The 17,444-nt window shown below is 60.7% G+C and carries 16 protein-coding genes; 6 read left to right on the top strand and 10 right to left on the bottom strand.

From position 1 onward, the window contains the following. Entirely contained in the window at nt 1-1,101 is a 1,101-nt protein-coding gene (locus tag HHL09_RS19380) for a sensor histidine kinase (protein ID WP_169456280.1), read from the top strand. Continuing rightward, nucleotides 1,098-1,817 (top strand): LytR/AlgR family response regulator transcription factor, encoded by a 720-nt coding sequence (locus tag HHL09_RS19375; RefSeq protein ID WP_169456279.1) that lies wholly within the window; start codon nt 1,098-1,100, stop codon nt 1,815-1,817. The genes HHL09_RS19380 and HHL09_RS19375 overlap by 4 nt, the downstream gene beginning before the upstream one ends. Nucleotides 1,818-1,824: 7 nt before the next feature. On the opposite strand, the gene HHL09_RS19370 is transcribed toward HHL09_RS19375, so the two are convergent. From HHL09_RS19370 to HHL09_RS19355, 4 genes are all read right to left on the bottom strand, one after another. Continuing rightward, nucleotides 1,825-2,949 (bottom strand): serine hydrolase domain-containing protein, encoded by a 1,125-nt coding sequence (locus tag HHL09_RS19370; RefSeq protein ID WP_169456278.1) that lies wholly within the window; start codon nt 2,947-2,949, stop codon nt 1,825-1,827. A 630-nt stretch (nt 2,950-3,579) separates the two neighbouring features. Beyond that, a complete protein-coding gene (locus HHL09_RS19365) occupies nt 3,580-3,867 on the bottom strand; it encodes a hypothetical protein (protein WP_169456277.1) in 288 nt (95 codons plus the stop codon). Between the two features lie 178 nt (nt 3,868-4,045). Next, on the bottom strand, nt 4,046-4,513 hold the full coding sequence (locus tag HHL09_RS19360) for a TPR end-of-group domain-containing protein (RefSeq protein ID WP_169456276.1): 468 nt from the start codon (nt 4,511-4,513) through the stop codon (nt 4,046-4,048). A gap of 87 nt (nt 4,514-4,600) precedes the next feature. Then, on the bottom strand, nt 4,601-4,774 hold the full coding sequence (locus HHL09_RS19355; protein ID WP_169456275.1) for a hypothetical protein: 174 nt from the start codon (nt 4,772-4,774) through the stop codon (nt 4,601-4,603). 136 nt (nt 4,775-4,910) lie between these two features. Here HHL09_RS19355 and dnaG point away from each other — a divergent pair, with 136 nt between their 5' ends. The 3 genes from dnaG (at nt 4,911) to HHL09_RS19340 (ending at nt 9,503) form a co-directional block, all read left to right on the top strand. Then, nucleotides 4,911-6,827, top strand: a complete 1,917-nt coding sequence (gene dnaG / locus HHL09_RS19350) for a DNA primase (protein ID WP_169456274.1) — start codon at nt 4,911-4,913, stop codon at nt 6,825-6,827. Between the two features lie 106 nt (nt 6,828-6,933). Then, nucleotides 6,934-8,949 carry an RNA polymerase sigma factor RpoD gene (gene rpoD / locus HHL09_RS26725; protein ID WP_205760884.1) on the top strand — a complete coding sequence of 672 codons (2,016 nt, stop codon included), beginning with the start codon at nt 6,934-6,936 and terminating at the stop codon, nt 8,947-8,949. Nucleotides 8,950-9,095: 146 nt separating this feature from the next. Continuing rightward, nucleotides 9,096-9,503, top strand: coding sequence for a hypothetical protein (locus tag HHL09_RS19340; RefSeq protein WP_169456272.1), 408 nt, complete (start codon nt 9,096-9,098; stop codon nt 9,501-9,503). A gap of 280 nt (nt 9,504-9,783) precedes the next feature. Here HHL09_RS19340 and HHL09_RS19335 read toward each other — a convergent pair whose 3' ends face one another. The 6 genes from HHL09_RS19335 to HHL09_RS19310 all read right to left on the bottom strand — a co-directional run bounded on the left by HHL09_RS19335 (nt 9,784) and on the right by HHL09_RS19310 (nt 15,783). Further along, the gene (locus HHL09_RS19335; protein WP_169456271.1) at nt 9,784-10,608 is read right to left on the bottom strand and encodes a TerC family protein; all 825 of its coding nucleotides are present in this window, start codon (nt 10,606-10,608) and stop codon (nt 9,784-9,786) included. Nucleotides 10,609-10,643: 35 nt separating this feature from the next. Continuing rightward, nucleotides 10,644-11,549, bottom strand: coding sequence for a DUF808 domain-containing protein (locus HHL09_RS19330; RefSeq protein ID WP_169456270.1), 906 nt, complete (start codon nt 11,547-11,549; stop codon nt 10,644-10,646). 89 nt (nt 11,550-11,638) lie between these two features. Next, the gene (locus tag HHL09_RS19325; RefSeq protein WP_169456269.1) at nt 11,639-12,055 is read right to left on the bottom strand and encodes a SufE family protein; all 417 of its coding nucleotides are present in this window, start codon (nt 12,053-12,055) and stop codon (nt 11,639-11,641) included. 66 nt (nt 12,056-12,121) lie between these two features. Continuing rightward, nucleotides 12,122-13,648 (bottom strand): lysyl oxidase family protein, encoded by a 1,527-nt coding sequence (locus HHL09_RS19320; RefSeq protein WP_169456268.1) that lies wholly within the window; start codon nt 13,646-13,648, stop codon nt 12,122-12,124. Between the two features lie 60 nt (nt 13,649-13,708). Continuing rightward, complete coding sequence (locus HHL09_RS19315; RefSeq protein ID WP_169456267.1) at nt 13,709-14,929, bottom strand: aminotransferase class V-fold PLP-dependent enzyme; 1,221 nt, start codon at nt 14,927-14,929, stop codon at nt 13,709-13,711. Nucleotides 14,930-14,985: 56 nt separating this feature from the next. After that, the gene (locus HHL09_RS19310) at nt 14,986-15,783 is read right to left on the bottom strand and encodes a hypothetical protein (RefSeq protein ID WP_169456266.1); all 798 of its coding nucleotides are present in this window, start codon (nt 15,781-15,783) and stop codon (nt 14,986-14,988) included. A 95-nt stretch (nt 15,784-15,878) separates the two neighbouring features. Here HHL09_RS19310 and HHL09_RS19305 point away from each other — a divergent pair, with 95 nt between their 5' ends. Beyond that, complete coding sequence (locus tag HHL09_RS19305; RefSeq protein WP_169456265.1) at nt 15,879-17,339, top strand: DHA2 family efflux MFS transporter permease subunit; 1,461 nt, start codon at nt 15,879-15,881, stop codon at nt 17,337-17,339. The last annotated feature ends 105 nt before the right edge of the window (nt 17,340-17,444 follow it).

The following is a 17,444-nucleotide window of genomic DNA, read 5'->3' as shown; positions in this document are numbered from 1 at the left end:
ATGCAGCTGCGATTTTCCGAAACTCCGCAACCCGTTGCGCGCGACCAGCGCTTCTGGCTCGGTCATCGCGCCTACTGGTATTGCCAGTTGGTGGGCTTGTCCTTGGGCGCGGGACTCGGCTGCTGGGCCGCCTGGCTGGAGCCAGCCACGGGTGATAGCATCGCCATGGCCTGGCTGCGGGTCTTTGTCACCTCATCCCTCACGCTCACCATCACCCACGCCTACCGATGGCAGATCCTCGCCGGTAGATGGAAGGAACTCGGCCTGCGGGCCCTTATCCCGCGGGTGCTTGCAGGGTCCCTGCTGTGCGGCATCCTCCTCGCCACCGGCAGCCGCCTGATCGATCCTGGCGGCTGGGCGCGCGCCAGCGAACGAGCCGGGGGAAGCGCAAGCATCGTGATGCTTGTGTCCATCTGGTTCTCGCTGAACTTCGTCGGTTGGTCGCTGCTCTACTTCGGCTACCACTATCACACGGCATGGGAAGAAGCGCGCGTCCAGAGGCTCCGGCTTGAAGTCTCCGCCAAGGAAGCCGCTCTCGCCTCCCTGCGTGCGCAGATCCACCCGCACTTCCTTTTCAATGGCCTGAATGCCCTCCGCGATCTCATTGAGCATGATCCCACCCGTGCCCGCCAGATGGTGACGGAACTCGCGAAGCTCTTCCGCGCTTCCCTTTCCTCGAACGACGAACCGCTGGTCCCTCTGGCCGCGGAGTTGGACACCGTGGAGGCCTATCTGCACATCGAGAAGACCCGCTTCGAGGACCTCCTCGATATCCAGCGCTCCGTGGATCCTGCCGCGCGTCACGCCCTGCTCCCGCCCTTCCTGCTCCAGACCTTGGTGGAGAATGCCGTGAAATACGGCATGTCCGCCGAACGCTCCCCGATTTCATACGAGGCGACCATGGAAGACGGAAGCCTGGTCCTTCGCGTGCGCAACCGCGGTTCCCTCGGCACCGCCACCAACTCCACCGGAAAAGGAATCTCCATGGGCCGTGAGCGGCTGGCCATCCTCTTCGATGGCCGCGCACGGCTCGACCTCACAGAGGACAACGGCGAGGTGCTGGCTCTCGCACGAATCCCCCAGAATTTCATTGTCGCATGATCCGGGTCTTCATCGTGGACGACGAGAAACCGGCGCGGCGGGAGCTCCTGCGCCTGCTTGCCCCGCATGCCGACTTCGAGGTCACGGGAGAATTTTCCTCTGCTGCAGAAGCATCGCATGCCCTCACCAAGCTGAAGCCGGATGTGATCTTTCTGGATATCCAAATGCCGGATCTCTCCGGTCTGGATGCGGCGGAAAAACTGGCGGGCTCGGAGGCGAGGATCGTCTTCGTCACGGCCTATGCGCAGCACTCGCTCCAGGCATTCGAGGTCGCGGCTTTCGATTACCTCTTGAAGCCGGTAGATCCGGAGCGTTTCGCCAGGACGCTCGATCGCCTGCGTCAGCAGGGCTCAAAGCAAGAGCCCACCCCCGAAGCCGTGTTGAAAGAAGACGACCGCATTTTCCTGCGCAGCAGCGGCCGAAGTTGGTTTCCTGCGCTTGCTTCCATCTTTCTGCTGCGCTCGGAGGGCAACTACACGCGCCTCCACTTCGATGCCGAGTCACCCTTGATCGGACGTTCCCTGAATGACTTCGAGAAACGCCTGCCTTCCGCAATGTTCTTCCGCGCCAACCGCACCGAGATGGTGAACCTGCGCTGGATCGAAGCGACCGAGGATTGGTTCAGCAATTCCATCAAGGCAAGGCTCCGCGATGGAACCGAAGTAACACTATCGCGCCGGCAGTCGCGCGTGTTCCGTTCTCAATTCGGAATGTGAAGGGCCGTCAGGAAAACAAGGCCTGCACCATATCCACGCTCTTTCGGCCCGGCAGCACGCTGAGCTCCATCTGGTTCATCACGTAAGCGAAGCTCACGCCACTCTCCGGATCGCCAAGCGCATGGCTCCCTCCCGCGCCGGGATGTCCGAAGGCGGATGTGGACGGACCATAAAGCTCGCGAATTTTCCGGCCGCTGGCATCCAGCGGATCGAGCTGGCAACCACAGGAGAAGGCAGTCGGCTGAATCAGCACCTTGTCATCTCCGGAAACCTGCATGTCGCCGAGCGCGTGACGAACCTTCTCGTTCAGGGGGCTCTCGATCGCTCCGATCGCCGCCTGGTAAAACTTTGCCAAGGCGCTCGCGGTGCCCACGCCACCCATCGCCGGCAGACCGGAAGACCACGCCTTCGGATCATTCATCTCCTGCACCGAGTGAAGCCCGCGCGGTGACCCGAACGCGCGACGGCTGAGCGTGCCCTCCGTATTGAACTCCCGGTAGAAGCCGCTCTGCAGATCCTCCGCAGCCGCCTTTCCCGGATAGAGTTTCGCGACGCGGCTCCATTGCGCTTCCGGAAGTCCGATCCAAAATTCGAGCCCGAGCGGTTCCGCTATTTTTTCGCGCCATAGCGCACCCAGTGTCTTTCCCGTGAGGCGTCGCACCGGCTCCTCCACCAAAGCCCCGAAAGTCCGCGGGTGATAGCCATGCCCCTGTCCCGGCCGCCATGCCGGCACCTGGGCTTCGATCGCAGCGACGACTTCTTCGTGATCCCAGACCTGCGCACGGCGATCCAAGGCTGCGAGCCCACATTGATGCGAAAGAAGATGGGCAAAGGTCGCCTCCCCCACAGGGAAGCCCGGCCAGATCTCGCGCACCGGCGTATCCGGTCCGAAACCCTTGGCATCAAGAGCCAGCAGAAGAGTCGCGGCCGATGGCCCCTTTGTCGCCGAATAAACCGGCACGAGCGTATCTGCCGTCCAAGGCCGCAGCTGTTCCTTTTCGCACCAGCCTTGGGCTGTCGAAAGGATCTCCTCGCCCCGCCACCAGACACTCACCGAGGCTCCGAGCTCCCCGCGAGTGCGAAAGTTTTCCTCAAAGACCGAGAGCAGTTCGCCAAGTGCGGACGGAGACACGAAAAAGAGATGACTAATTTCTAAGCACCAATTTTCAACCGAATTTGTGCTAGCCCTGACGGCCAACGCCCATCCACAAAGCATGGAGCATCGAAGAATGCCAGCCCGGCACGTCCCTCGAGCCCCGACTTCGATCCAAGACCTTTCCGATGATACCAGAGAAAAACTTGATCGACCTCATGGTCGAAATGGGAAAGCCCGGATTGATCTGCCTGCTCGCAATCGCGGGTGGCTTGGCCTTATCGATTTTCATCCATAAAAAACGGATGGGATTCCGCCAGCGCATGGCAACACTTCCGCTTTCAGCCCTTCCTCTCTTTATTGCATTTCCGGAGCGGCTCATGGTTACTACCGCTTGTTAAGCGGGATAGCGTATACCCTCGACCAGGGTGCGATGTTTAGCATGGCTTGCGAGGTCACCATCCCCTTCCACGACCCTCTGTTAGTTTTAATCTTGGGGTCCGCCGGAAGCGCATTCCTGCTGATCACAAGCACGATACTGCTATACAGAAGCGATTCGCCGACAAAAGACGACGGAGTCTGATTGGAACCGCGAAGGTGCCCGCTCTGTTCAAGACAATTGCGGAAGCATCGCTCCGTCCCGAGAAAACTCCACGGATCCGCCGCGCGTCAGCGAGCGCTAACAAGGGGATGCCAGCGATAGCCCGGGGAAAATTGCTCCATGGTATCCGGCCCATTGAGCTTTTTCCAAACACCCTCGCTCACCACCAGCCCGTCAATCGATTCAAGGTCCCTCTGATCCAGTTCGTGGATCGTGCGGAAGGCTTCCGCCTCAACTCCAGCAATGGCATATCGGAAAGCAGGGGCACTCCGGAGCTCTTCATAGAGAAGCAAGGCGATCGCGGTAAGCTGGACCCGCTCCTCCTCGCTTCCGATTCCTGACCTCGTAACGTTCATGGGACAAATCTTCGCCCACCAATCTCCATCGAATTCAAAAACGCCCGGATGACAGGGATAGGAGATTCCGTTTCCAAGCGTCGCCGTGAATCCCTCAAAGTGTCGTGCGACAGCTTCCGCCGCAGACAGGGTCCCGCATTCCACCGAGAGAGAAAAAATCCAAGCCATCGCCTCTCTCTCAAATCTCCCTCCTGAGCGACGCCAGATCGGTATCCTCCTGCGCCGTCTCGCGGAGGGAGGAGTCCATCTCGAAAGCACGCTCGAGGTGGGACTCCGCACGCTTCCTGTCGCCGAGAACGGCGAGGTAGCAGGCGATATTGTAATGAAACAAGGGATCCTCGATCAGCGTGGCGGGCCCCTTGAGGAGCCAGTCCCGGGCCGCGAGAGTATCCCCGGTTTCATGCAGGCAGTACGCCGCGTGGATGAAAAAACGCGCCTCCTTCGGCTCCTTCATGCAGAGCAGGCGACCCGTGTCCGCGGCCGCATTCCAGCGGCGGGACTCCATCTCGGCCAGCAAGCGGAGCTCCAGCGCGTGCTTGCGCATCCGGTCGCGGGCGGAAAGCCCCGCGAGTTCCGACAGGGCTTCCTCTGGCAAACCCAGTTCGAGCCAGCCCAGCGCGGACCTCAAAATCCGGAGGTCATCCATTGCTGGAACGCTAGGCGAAGCCGTGCTGCGGCGCAACCTCCCATTTATTGGGAAATTGCGCGCCAGCCGGGGAATGGCGTCTGATTTTCAGCTACCCGCGCGAACCTTTACCGGGACAGGAGCGGCCTTCGGCCCCTTCGAGAAACGGGCGACTTCTTCCCCGGCCTTTTTCAGGACTGCGATCAGGTAAGCATTCAGGAAATACTCCTTCAGCAGCAGTTCCCGGGTCTCCCCTTTCGAATTCTTGCGGGCGACTTTCATGGTATTCTTTGGTTTCGGAGGACCGAGGTGATCGGCCTCCTCTGATAGAGCGAAACTGCACCGGGCTTTCGTCTGCGCATCCGAAAAGTTCGGCATCGGCGCTTTTGATTTCCCCCATTCGGCGCTTTACTCCGGCGTGCCCCAGATTTCGCGGGAAACGACCGAGAAAATCCTCGCCGCCACGGACATCGTGTCGGTGATCGAGTCGTACCTGAATCTGAAGCGTGCGGGCTCGGTTTATAAGGCTCTTTGCCCTTTCCACAGCGAGAAAACCCCCTCCTTCCAGGTCAATCCGCAGCGACAGACCTTCAAGTGTTTCGGCTGCGGTAAAGGCGGAGACGCGATCACCTTCGTGCGGGACTACGAAAACCTGACCTTCCTTGACGCTGTCAAGAAACTGGCCAACCGGGCCGGGGTCACGGTGCAGGAGGAGGCCTACGATCCGAAGGAAGATCGGGCAAGACGGCAGCGAGGTCGACAACTCGACATCCACCGGGAAATCGCGGCTTACCTCCACAAGATGCTCTTCACAAAGGCAGCGCAGGGCGCGCGCGAGTATATGAAGTCGCGCGGCTTCGGCAAGGAGATGGCGGAGCGCTGGATGGTGGGCTGGATGCCGGACCGCGAAGACATCTTCAAGGACTGGGTGCGGCAGATGAAGTTCAGCGGCCGGGAGATGGTGGATGCGGGATTCTTTGTGCAGAAGGAGCGCGGCGGCATCTACGTCCGCTTCATGGACCGGCTGATGTTCCCGATCCGCAATGATCACGGAGATGTCATCGGTTTCTCCGGCAGACATATCCGTGACGACCAGACAGGCGGGAAATACATCAACTCGCCGGAAACGGTGGTGTTCAAGAAATCCAACGTGCTCTTCGCGCTGGAGAAGGCGCGCAAGGAGATCATGGCCCAAAACTCCGTGCTGATCTGCGAGGGCCAGCTTGACGTGATCTGTTGCCATGAACAGGGCATCAGCCATGCAGTGGCTTCCCTTGGCACCGCGCTGACCGAGCAGCACGCCAAGCTGCTGCGGCGCTACGCGAAGAGTGCTGTACTGTGTTACGATGCCGACAAAGCGGGGATGGATGCCACCGAGAAGGGCTTCCGCGTTCTGGCACCGGAAGGACTGCCGGTGCGGGTAGTGAAGATGCCCGTAGGTGAAGACCCGGATTCCTACATGCGCAAGCACGGGCCGGACGCCTTTCGCGAGAGCTTGGCAAAGGCGATGGATTTCTTCGAGTTCCTGATCGACCGCGAGACCGGGGAAAAGGGCCTGACAGATGTCCAATCACGGATGGCCTGTGCGAAGAAATGCGCCGACCTGTTACGCTTGGTGCCGGATGCCGTGATGCGCGAGGACATGATCAACCGGGTGGCCACCCGCTTGCGTATCGGGGTGCCAGAGTTGCGGGAAGCGGTGGCGAAGGAGATCCGCTTCGCTAGGAACAAGCCGGCGGCGCGCAGTGAGCGAGTGTCGAACGCCGAGTCCGAACCCGCCCCATTCGTCGCAGAGCCGATCGCGCTGGATCCCGTGGTCGGCTACCTTTGCAGCCTGGCCCTCCACTCTCCCGCGGCGCAGGAACGCATCGGCGAGCAATTCGAGGCCATCCACGAGGCAGCGGATCACATCGAGGGTATCCCTTTGCTTGAGGCGATCCTCTCACAGCGGCCGGATCCCGGCTCCCATGTGGCGGTAAACAGCTTCATTTCTAGCCTGCCGGAAGAGCAGCGCCTAGCGCTTCATACAGACCCGACCTTCCATCATGACCCGCCAGAGAATTCTCTCGGCGCGGCCGACGAAGCACTGGCTCACCTGAGCGCCAAAGCCCTTTACCGCCGGGATCTGGCGATCAAGGGCCAGCTTGGCCGGTCGGACCTTCCCTCGGACGAGATGTTCCGTCTCCTCCATGAAGCAAAAGAGGTTGCAGAGTTGTTGAAAGGCTTGGACCAACGCTATATTTACAACGATCGATTCGCTCCCGTGAGGAAAGCCCAGAAGCCACCTTTTCCGCGCGGAAGCCGTTCATTTTCAAAGCCAGAAAACAATCCTTGACGGTACCGGAAGCGCCCCGAATATTCCCGCCCGCTTCGGACCTAGGTCTGCTTGCGCTATAATGGGAGAATTTTGCCTGAAATTCCCCTTCATCTCTTCGCTGTCCATGTCCACCAAGAAAGCTGCTGCCGCTGCCAAATCGAAGGCTTCCAAGCCGACGTCTAAGACGGGTTCCAAACCCGCGCCCGCGAAAAAGCCAGCCCCGGCCAAAGCCACGAAGGCTGCGAAACCTGAGCCGAAGGCCGCCTCCAAGGCGAAGCCCGCTCCGGTCGCAAAGAAGCCCGCCCCAAAGGCACCGGCCAAGCCGGTCCCTAAGGCAGCCCCAGCCAAGCCCGCGCCGAAGGCAGCCGCCCCCGCCAAGGTGGAAAAGCAGGACAAGCCCGCCGCCAAAGCTCCCGAGAAGGCAGCCCCAGCCAAGGCCGAAAAGTCGAAGTCGGCCGTCGCCGAAAAGAAGATCGAGGCAGCCACCCCTGTCACCGCCGAGGCCCCGGCCCGCGCGGATGGCGAAAAGCCGCGTATCGACACTCCGGAGATCCAGGAAAAGATCCGCGAGCTGATCAAGCTGGCCAAGGAGCAGGAGTACCTCACCTACGACGACATCAACGAAATCCTGCCGAACGACCTCGTCGAACCGGCGGACGTGGAGGCGATCATGGAGCGTCTCCGCAACATGGAGTTCGACATCATCGATGCCTCCGAGGTCGACCGCTACAAGGACAAGAAGCGCGACGACGACGCCGATGACGTCGATGACTCCAAGGACCAGAAGCTCGATATCCTCGACGACCCGGTCCGCATGTATCTCAAGCAGATGGGTCAGGTCCCGCTCCTGACCCGCGAGCAGGAAGTCGAAATTTCCAAGCGCATCGAGGATGCCGAGATCGAGGTGGCCAAGCAGCTTCACCTCTTCGGCTTCACCGCCGAATGCTACCTCGACCTCGCCGACAAGCTCCTGAAGGGCAAGGAGCGCTTCGACCGCGTGATCCTCGACAAGAAGATCGAGAGCCGCGAGCGCTACATGAAGATCCTGCCGAAGCAGTGCGAACAGCTGAAGCAGCTCCACGAGGAGAACGACGATCTCTTCCGCCAGATGTCCGCGAAGAATCCGCGCGGCAAAAAGAAGCTGGAAGACCAGTTCGCAAAGAATCTCCAAACCCTGCACCGCCTCTACACCCGCTTCTACTTCAAGCAGAAGGTGGTGGAGGACTTCTGCGAACAAGTGGAAGACTACCAGCAGAAGTTCTGGAAGTACGGCCGCAAGGTGCAGGCCGACCCGGAGGACAAGGAGTTCGTGACCAAGCTCCGCGAGATCCAGCAGCGCTGCTGGCATGAAGTGGAGCAGTTCGACGAAACGAACAAGAACCTCCGCCACTGGCTGAAGGAAGCTCTCAAGGCGAAAACCGAGATGGTGGAGGCGAACCTTCGCCTCGTGATCTCGATCGCAAAGAAATACACCAACCGCGGTCTCTCCTTCCTCGACCTGATCCAGGAAGGCAACATGGGCCTGATGAAGGCGGTGGAGAAATTCGAATACCGCCGCGGCTACAAGTTCTCGACCTACGCCACCTGGTGGATTCGCCAGGCCATCACCCGCTCGATCGCCGATCAGGCCCGCACCATCCGTATCCCGGTGCACATGATCGAAACGATCAACAAGCTGATGCGCGTGCAGAAGCAGTTGGTGCAGGAATACGGCCGCGAACCTTCCCCGGAAGAAATCGCCGAAGAAATCCACCTTCCCGTGGAGCGTGTCCGCGCCGTGCTCAAGATGGCCCAGCAGCCGATCTCGCTGCAGGCTCCAGTGGGCGATTCCGACGACACCTCCTTCGGTGACTTCATCGAGGACAAGTCCGCGGACAACCCGATGGAAGAAGCAGGCTTCTCCATGCTGAAGGACAAGATCAAGGACGTCCTCGATACCCTCACCGAGCGCGAGCGCGAGGTGCTGGAGCAGCGCTTTGGCCTCAAGGACGGCTACAGCCGCACGCTGGAAGAAGTGGGCCGCCAGTTCCAAGTGACTCGCGAGCGTATCCGCCAGATCGAGGCGAAGGCGCTCCGCAAGATGCGCCACCCCACCCGTATCCGGAAGCTCGAAGGTTTCATCGAGCTGCCGGGAGCCTAAGTTCCCTTTTCAAAAGAGCCGGTTCCGCAAGGGACCGGCTTTTTGTTTGACTGATCCGGCTTTTAGAGAACGGGGGCAGGAGCTAAGGAGCCGCCGTGGAATATCTCCTTCCTGTTGCGGCCTCGATTCTATGCTCCGCCATAGGCATGAGCGCCGTTGTCTCCGGCTTCTGGCGGAGATCTCGGAAGCGCAAGCTCGTCGGCTTGGGCCTGACCGCAGGACCGTGGCTTGCCTGGCTGGGTCTTGCGGCCCTTTCCCCCGGCATCGATGAGTGGAATCCGCGGATCGAATCGGATGCTGCGGTTCTCGGACTCTGGAACGGTGATGGCTATGGAATCGATCTGAAGACCGATTCCACTTTCATGCTCTCCACGCGGGACGGTCAAACCTTCGGGAAATGGAAACGGGATGATTGGAACCTCTACCTGACTGGGGAACACCAGGAAGAGCGCTACATGCGCTTCGTCGAAGACGGAGGAGATTTGCTGCTATTGCCGGTTCCTCCGCGAATTCACGAAACGTACACGCCAGGCCCGATCATGCGACGCCCGTGATCGGTTTACAGCCCGCCGAGACCTCCCAAAATAGCCCGTGGCTGGCAGTAGAAAATCAGCCCCTGCTTGTGCAAAACTCCCGCACAAGTGCCTTCGATCGATCCTTCCTTTTCTCAGATTTCCCGGCGGGCAATCCAGTTGCATCCGCCGGCTGGATCAGACCGGTGCCTGTTAATTTTCCAGCTATTAACAGGCGAAACAGGCTCGCGAACCGGAGATCACCGCGGGCTTTTCCGGGCTCCGTTTCACTCGGAATTCATGAAGGAGTCGCCCCCCCTCCCTACTCGCCTACGATTTGCTGCGCGACGGTGCCCTTGGAACGAAGCTTGAGATTCAGCATCTCCACGCCGAGGGAGAAGGCCATGGCGAAGTAGATGTAGCCCTTCGGGATGTGGAAGTGCAGGCCCTCCGCCATCAGCGCGGTGCCGATCAGGATCAGGAAGGAGAGCGCCAGCATCTTCACGGAAGGATGCTTTGACACATAAGCGCTGATGGCACCGGAAGAAACCATCATCACCAATACCGAGATGACGACCGCCAAGGCCATCACCGAGAGGTTCTTGGCCATGCCCACCGCGGTAATCACGGAATCCAGCGAGAAGATGATATCGATCATCGCGATCTGGACCAGCACCGCACCGAAGGTGGCCACTGCCTTTGCCTTGTGCCCTTCTTCCTCATGCCCTTCCAGCTTGTGATGGATCTCCTTCGTGGACTTCCAGATCAGGAAGAAACCGCCACCCAGCAGGATGAGGTCCTTCACCGATATGCCCAGCGCGCCGCCGGCGGCCTGAAGCTTCTTCACCACCTCATCGCTATACATCGCATCGTGCAGCGCCGGATGGATCGGAATGTGGAAGACCGGGTCGACGAGTCCCATGATCCACTTCAGGGTGAAGAGCAGCAGCAGACGCATCACCATCGCGAGCCCCAGGCCGATCAAGCGCGCCCGCTTGCGATGCTCTACCGGCAGACGGTCCACCAGAATCGAGATGAAGACGATGTTGTCGATACCGAGAACGATCTCGAGCAGCGTCAGCGTGAACAATGCAGCCCAGGCGTTGGGATCGGCAAACCAGGTGAAATCAAGGATCGAGGCAATCATTCAGGGGAGGACGTATCGCTAAGGAGAAAATAGAATCAGTGGGCTTTTCCGCCGCGGAGCTTCTTAAAGCCCGAGACCAGCAGCAGAACCAAGGAACCGGCCACCACGCCAAAGATGCCGTTGAGAAGCGCAGGAATGATCGCACCACCGACGGCCCCGGCACCATGGCCGACATGCTCGATCCAATGATGAACCACCGGGATGCCGTGTGTCACGATGCCACCCCCCACCAGGAACATCGCGGCAGTGCCCAGCACCGAGAGGAGTTTCATCAGGAAAGGCGCCGCCCACAGGATTGCCTTGCCGCAGCCTTGCGCCGCAGCGGAGCCACGCTGGCTCAGATAGAGGCCGAGGTCATCCAGCTTCACGATGCCGGCCACCAGGCCGTAGACACCCACGGTCATGATGATCGCGATCAGGGAGAGCGTCATCACCTGGGTCGGGAAGGGCTTCGTCGCCACCACACCGAGCGTGATGGCAATGATCTCGGCAGAGAGCACGAAGTCAGTGCGGACGGCGCCCTTGATCTTCGCCTTCTCGTCGAGTTCGCCTTCCTTTGGAGCGGTCAGGTCCTGCTTCGCTTCTTCCGGAGTCTTCTCGTGCTTGTGGAGGAATTGATGAGCCAGCTTCTCGACACCCTCGAAGCAGAGGTAAAGGCCACCTACCATCAGCAGGGGCGAAACGAGCCACGGTGCGAATGCGCTGATCACCAGCGCTGCCGGAACAAGGATCAGCTTGTTGACGAAGGATCCCTTCGCCACGGACCAGACCACGGGAAGCTCCCGCTTCGCCACCACCCCGCTGACCTGTTGTGCGTTCAGGGCAAGGTCATCCCCCAGCACACCCGCCGTCTTCGACGCGGCGGTTTTCGTCATCACCGACACGTCGTCGAGGATCGACGCGATATCATCCAACAGGGTAAGCAAACTCCCACCAGCCATGCCCACGCATCATGGCCCCTAACCCACGGGGCTGCGCAAGGGGAAATGGTAATGGAATCCCCTACGGATTTCCCAATTGCCGCCTTTTCTCAGGCAGCACTGAATTCCAGCGCCCGCTGCTTCATCTGGGTGGCCATCAGATTCAGCGCATTCGCCCGGGTCGGGGCGAGGTGCTCTTTCAGGCCGGTTTTGTCGATGAAGGAGAGGTCCGCAGAGAGGATCGAATCCGGAGTCTCGTCGTCGAGGACGCGGACGAACAGAGCGATCATCCCCTTGGTAATCACCGAGTCGGAATCCGCCAGATAGCGCACCTTTCCGCCCTCACTGCGTGCCTCCAGCCAAACCTGCGACTGGCAGCCCTTGATCAGCCGTTCGGCCGTCTTGAGCTCCTCCGCCATCGCCGGGAGCTTGCGGCCGAGACCGATCACATACTCGTAACGCTCCTGCCAGTCCGGGAAAAAGGACAGTTCCTCAAGAATCTCCTGCTGTTTGTCGGCGATGCTCATCGCGCCCACAGGGAACGGCGGCTCCGGGCGGAATGCACGCGGAAAGTCCCGGCGGCGGGAAAACGCTCACTCCTCCGGGATCGTCACCGGGATCCGCACCACATTGTTCTCGTAGTTGAATTCCGGCAGGATGCCGTCCGGATTCACGATCAGCTCGAGCTGGTAGTCACCCGCCGGAAGGTCGCCGATTTCGATCCACTGGCCGGGCAGGCCGCTGTCGTAGACATCCCCCCAACCGGCCTGGATGCCTTGGGCGGCACAGTTGAAGCGCTTGCGGGTAACAGCCCCCTTGTCCCAGCGGATGTTGTCGAGCAGGCAGAAGCTCACCTTGCGACCGCTGCGGAGCTCATTGCCCTCGAGATCGAGCAGGCGGGAGGCGGCGAAGCCCTTGAAGTGATAGTGCCCGTGGCACTCGTGGTATTCAAAGAAGGGATTGCCCTCGGGATCTGGCATCACGATGTCCTGCGCGCCGATATTCCGGACCTCGGTATTGTAGCGCAGCAGCCTCCGCTCACCGGCACCGATCAGGCCTTCCTGCACCTCGCAGGAAAGCTCGGAAAATTCCTCGGTGCTGACGTAGGGGCGCAAGGCATCCGCCCACGGCATCAGGTCCGGGCCGTCACCGGCCACCGCAGCCATCAGGGTCTTGCCAGAGAAGGCCGCAGTAGCATCCAGCGCGATGTAGTAGTCACCTGCGGTGGTTTCCGGGATCACCACACGAGTGGCGCTCCGCACGGTCGGCTCGCCTTTCACCGGCTTGCCCGCCGGAGGCACCTCACCGTGGAGCACGGAGATCATTGATTTTCCTACCCCGCCTTCCGTATGCACGCTGAGACGCTCTCCCGCGCCCACCGTGACACGAAAGATGTGCCTGCCGCCCTTCAGCGAAGCCAGATGGGAAATACTGCGGGTGTTCTCCAGATCGATCACATCCCCGGCCGGGCGGATTTGATAGATCGCCTCGCCTACCGGGCCTTCCTGTCCCGTGGAAGTGTAAGCGCGGGCCTTCACCGTGGTGTCACTGGTGATCGGGACCGACGTGGGGACGGCCGGGGATCCCGAAGTCGGATCTTCGCCATCGGTGGTGTAACGGATCACGGCACCCTTGGTCTTGGCCTTGACCACACAAGGAACGTTGCCGGGATAGATGCCCGGAGGAGGAGTGAAAGTCGGCTGGGGAATGGCGCCCTTTATCCGGGTCGTCTGGACATTGAGCTGCAAGCCGGCGTAACCGCCATCCGCCTGCAGGCCGACATACCAGACGCCGGGCTCGGGATTCGGGATGCGGATCTGTTGCCGCGTCCCGGGGTAGCGGGACCGGAAGTCCGCATCGTTGCCGTTGTAGGAAGGATGAGCCCCCTTTCTCACGAAGAGATCCACGTCCCCCGCCCCGCCGCTGGTGAGAACGGTCAGCCGCGAAGTCGCCTCCGGCACGATCACCTTGTAAACCACGAAGGCGTGGGGATCGGAAGAGACCAAGCCGCGCATCGGCAGGCCCGGCTGGACGATCTTTGGGAATGGCGTGGCAACGAAATGCGCGCGCGCGGGGAGAATCGCGAGCAAACCCAGCATGAGGGTGAGGGCAGGCTTCATGGGGGCAGCCTTCCCGAAACTTCGTCGCAGGAAAAGCCCAACTTCCCTCTCCCTGAAGAGTTATCTGAGCATCGAAAGCGCCCGGTCCACGGAAGAAACGAGCGTCTCCACCTCGTCATCCGTGTTGTAAACGGCGAAGGAAGCCCGGGTCGTGCCCGTGACCCCGAAGCGGGCCATCAGCGGTTGGCAGCAATGATGTCCGGTCCGTACGGCTACGCCCATCTGGTCGATCAAGGTCCCGAGGTCGTAATGATGCACCCCCTCGATGCCGAAGGAGAGCGCCCCGGCTCGATCATCCGGCCCGTAGAGCCGGACCCCTTGGATCGAGGCCAAGCCCTCCGCCGCCTTGCGGATCAGGCGGTTCTCATGCTCATGGATGGTTTCCAAGCCGATGCCATTCATGAAATCGAAGGCTGCCGCCAGCGCGATCGCACCTTCGATGTTCGGTGTCCCGGCCTCATACTTGAAGGGCAGGTCGTTGTAGGTGGTCTTCGCAAAGGTCACCTCCTTGATCATTTCTCCCCCGCCCCGCCATGGTGGCAGGGAATCCAGCACTTCACGCTTGCCCCACAAGATGCCAACGCCCGTGGGCGCGTAAACCTTGTGACCGGAAAGGGCGAGGAAATCGGCCCCCAAGGCCTGCACGTCGATGGCCAGGTGCGGCGCAGCTTGCGCGGCATCAATCACGACCAGCGAACTCGCGGCCTTGGCAGCATCGATCATTTCGCGAACCGGATTCACGGTTCCGAAGGCATTCGAGATCCAATTGAACGCCGTAACCTTGGTCCGGTCGGTCAGCAGGGTCTTGAAAGCTTCCTGATCAAGCGTGCCGTCGTCGTGGCAGGGAATCACTTTCAGCATCGCCCCGGTCCGCTCGCAGAGCATCTGCCAAGGCACGATGTTCGAGTGGTGCTCGAGGGCAGAAATCAAGATCTCGTCCCCGGTGGCGATCCGACCGGAAATCGTGAGGATCGAGGCCACCAGATTGATGCTGTCCGTGGTCCCCGCGGTAAAAATAACCTCCGCCGGATCAGCGGCATTCAGATGGCGGGCGATGGTCTCCCGGGCGGCTTCGTGGGCCTCTGTGGCGGCACGCGCCAGATGGTGGGCCCCGCGGTGGATATTCGCATTCAGCTCCTCGTAATAGCGGCGGGAGGTGTCGAGCACGGACAAGGGCTTCTGGGTGGTCGCCGCATTGTCCAAATACACCAGAGGCCGCCCGTTCACCTTTTGGGAAAGGATCGGGAACTGCTCACGGACCGGGGAAGGATCAAAGGCCATCTGCGCGGAAGGGAAGCGAGGAAGGGAGCGGATGCACGTGAAAAGTCCGCGCAGCCTCAGGGCTTGGACTGGGGTGGCAGGTGCTCGGTGCAGTATTCCTTGCCGTCCGACGTCACGAAAAACTCAAGATCCGCCGGATCGCGCTCGGTCCGCTGGCAGACCTCGCATTTGTGGAAAGGGACAGCTTCAGGAAGCTTGGACACATTAAACTTCCTCCGGCGTTGTGCCGCAGCAACCAGCGACTTGCGACCGTGGATGACGTCCGGAAGGACCCACAGACAGTAAGGAAGCATGGCGGGGACAATGACCAAGAGAAACGAAGGAGAGCTGATGGCCGCTAGCCCCAGCAGAACCGCACTGAGCATCGCGAGAAATCTCACCTGAATCGGGATCAGGAAAAAGATCGCGAACTCGACCTTCGGAAACAGGGTCGCAAAGGCGAAAAACAGAGAGGAATACAGCATCGAACCCGCTCCTCGACCGCCATCAAAAATCAACTGGCTCACCGCCATGCCCACCCAAACCGTCAGGATGTAAAGGGTGGTCCGGGTAGGTCCCCAAGCACTCTCCAGAGAGTCGCTGATGAGGAAGGAAATCATCACCGCGAAATAGAGAAACAGCGCGCCCACGGGCGTAAACCCGCCGCTTCCCATCGGAGCCAGAATGAAGGTGAAGATCCTCCATACCTCGCCGCGCTGAAAAATCGCCTCGCGATCGAAATCCAAGAGCTGGCCGATATCCGGCCTGGCCCACTGGCACGCATAGGCGATCACCCCGAGGAAGGTGAGGTATTTGAAAAGTCCGGGGAAGGAGAGCCACTCCAGCCGCCGTTCGATGCTGTCGAGCCAACGCACGGCGGCAGGAAAGCCGGGCCGGCCCCACCTGACAAGGCACAAGGGCGATCCGGGGTTGCCCGGACGGACATCCCGGCTAGGGTCCGGCAGCACGCATGAGCGAAATTCCGGCTTCCATCCCCGCGGTCGATCCCGCGTTGGAGAAGACCCGGAAATACCTGCCCTGGGTGGTGGCAGTAGCCCTTTTCATGCAGCAGCTCGACGGGACGATCGTGAACACGGCGGTCCCCACCATGGCGGAGTCCCTGAAGGTGGCCTCGCTGAGTCTGAAATCCGTGCTGACCAGCTACACCATCGCGATTGCGGTGCTGATCCCTCTCAGTGGCTGGCTAGCAGACCGTTTCGGGACGAAGCGGGTCTTCGGATTTGCGGTCGCCATTTTCACGATCGGTTCGCTGGCATGCGGTCTATCGCTCAATTTGCCCATGCTGGTCGCCTCCCGGGTGCTACAGGGGATCGGTGCTGCTTTCATGATGCCGGTGGGGCGGATCGCGCTGCTCCGGACTTTCCCGAAATCCGGAATCCTGCGGGCGATGAATTTTGTGATCATCCCCGCCCTGCTTGGCCCGCTGCTGGGCCCCTTGATGGGCGGGCTGATCGTCCACTGGCTGCCGTGGCGGATGATTTTCCTGATCAATATCCCGATCGGCATCCTCGGCCTGTGGCTGGTGAAGAAGCACATGCCGGATCACAAGGGAGAAACCTTGGATCCTCTGGACACCCGGGGCTTCCTGCTCTTTGGCAGCGGCGTCGCGCTGCTCTCCTGGGTGCTGGAAATCTTTGGCGAGCATCGCATGGATATCCTCGGGGTCAGCATCCTCGCGGCGATCTCACTGCTGCTGATCGGAGCCTACTTCTGGCACGCGAAGCGTTTCCCCCAACCGCTGCTGCCGGTGGATCTCCTGCGCATCCGCACCTTCCGGGTGTCGGTCGTCGGGGGCTTCGTCACGCGGCTGGGCATTAGCGGCATGCCATTCCTCCTGCCTCTGCTCTATCAGCTCGGGATGAAGTTCACGCCATGGCAGGCGGGCCTGCTGGTGATGCCGCAAGCGCTGGCGGCAATCGGCATGAAGCTGCTGGTGCAGCGGATCCTGGGAACCTTCGGCCACCGACAGGTGCTGGTCTACAACACCATCTTGATCGGCCTGATGATCGCGGCCTTCTCCCGCGTGGGACCGGGAACCCCGGTATGGGTGATCCTGATCTTCAGCGCCATCCAAGGTACGGTCTCAGCCCTGCAATTCACCGCCATGAACTCGCTGGCCTATGCGGATACCAGTGATGCGGAAGCGAGTGACGCGAGCACGATCGCAAGCACTGCCCAGCAACTTTCCATCAGCTTCGGCATCGCCTTTGCCTCCCTGGTCACAGCCTGGTTCCTCGGCGGAATCGATCGCTCGGATTCCGAGACCCTGGTGCCCGCCCTTCACAAGGCCTATCTCCTGTTGGGCGTGGTGAGCATCGCCAGCTCAGCGACCTTCCTCACCCTGAAGCGAGGCGATGGGGCGAACGTGAGTGGCCACGGCCGGGCCACCCCGGCAACCGAAGGAGAATGAACCTTTCCCCCCTCCAACAGGGCATCCTTCGTGCTTCCACCCAGCCTGGGCACTCCAAAGCAGTCCCTTATTCCCATTGGCGAAAAGAGCTCTCGGGAGTATTTT

The sequence above is a fragment of the Luteolibacter luteus genome (assembly GCF_012913485.1).
In the GTDB taxonomy this organism is placed as follows: Bacteria; Verrucomicrobiota; Verrucomicrobiia; order Verrucomicrobiales; family Akkermansiaceae; genus Haloferula; species Haloferula lutea.
Note: the sequence above shows the minus strand (reverse complement) of the source record. Positions and strands in the feature narration are given on the sequence as shown.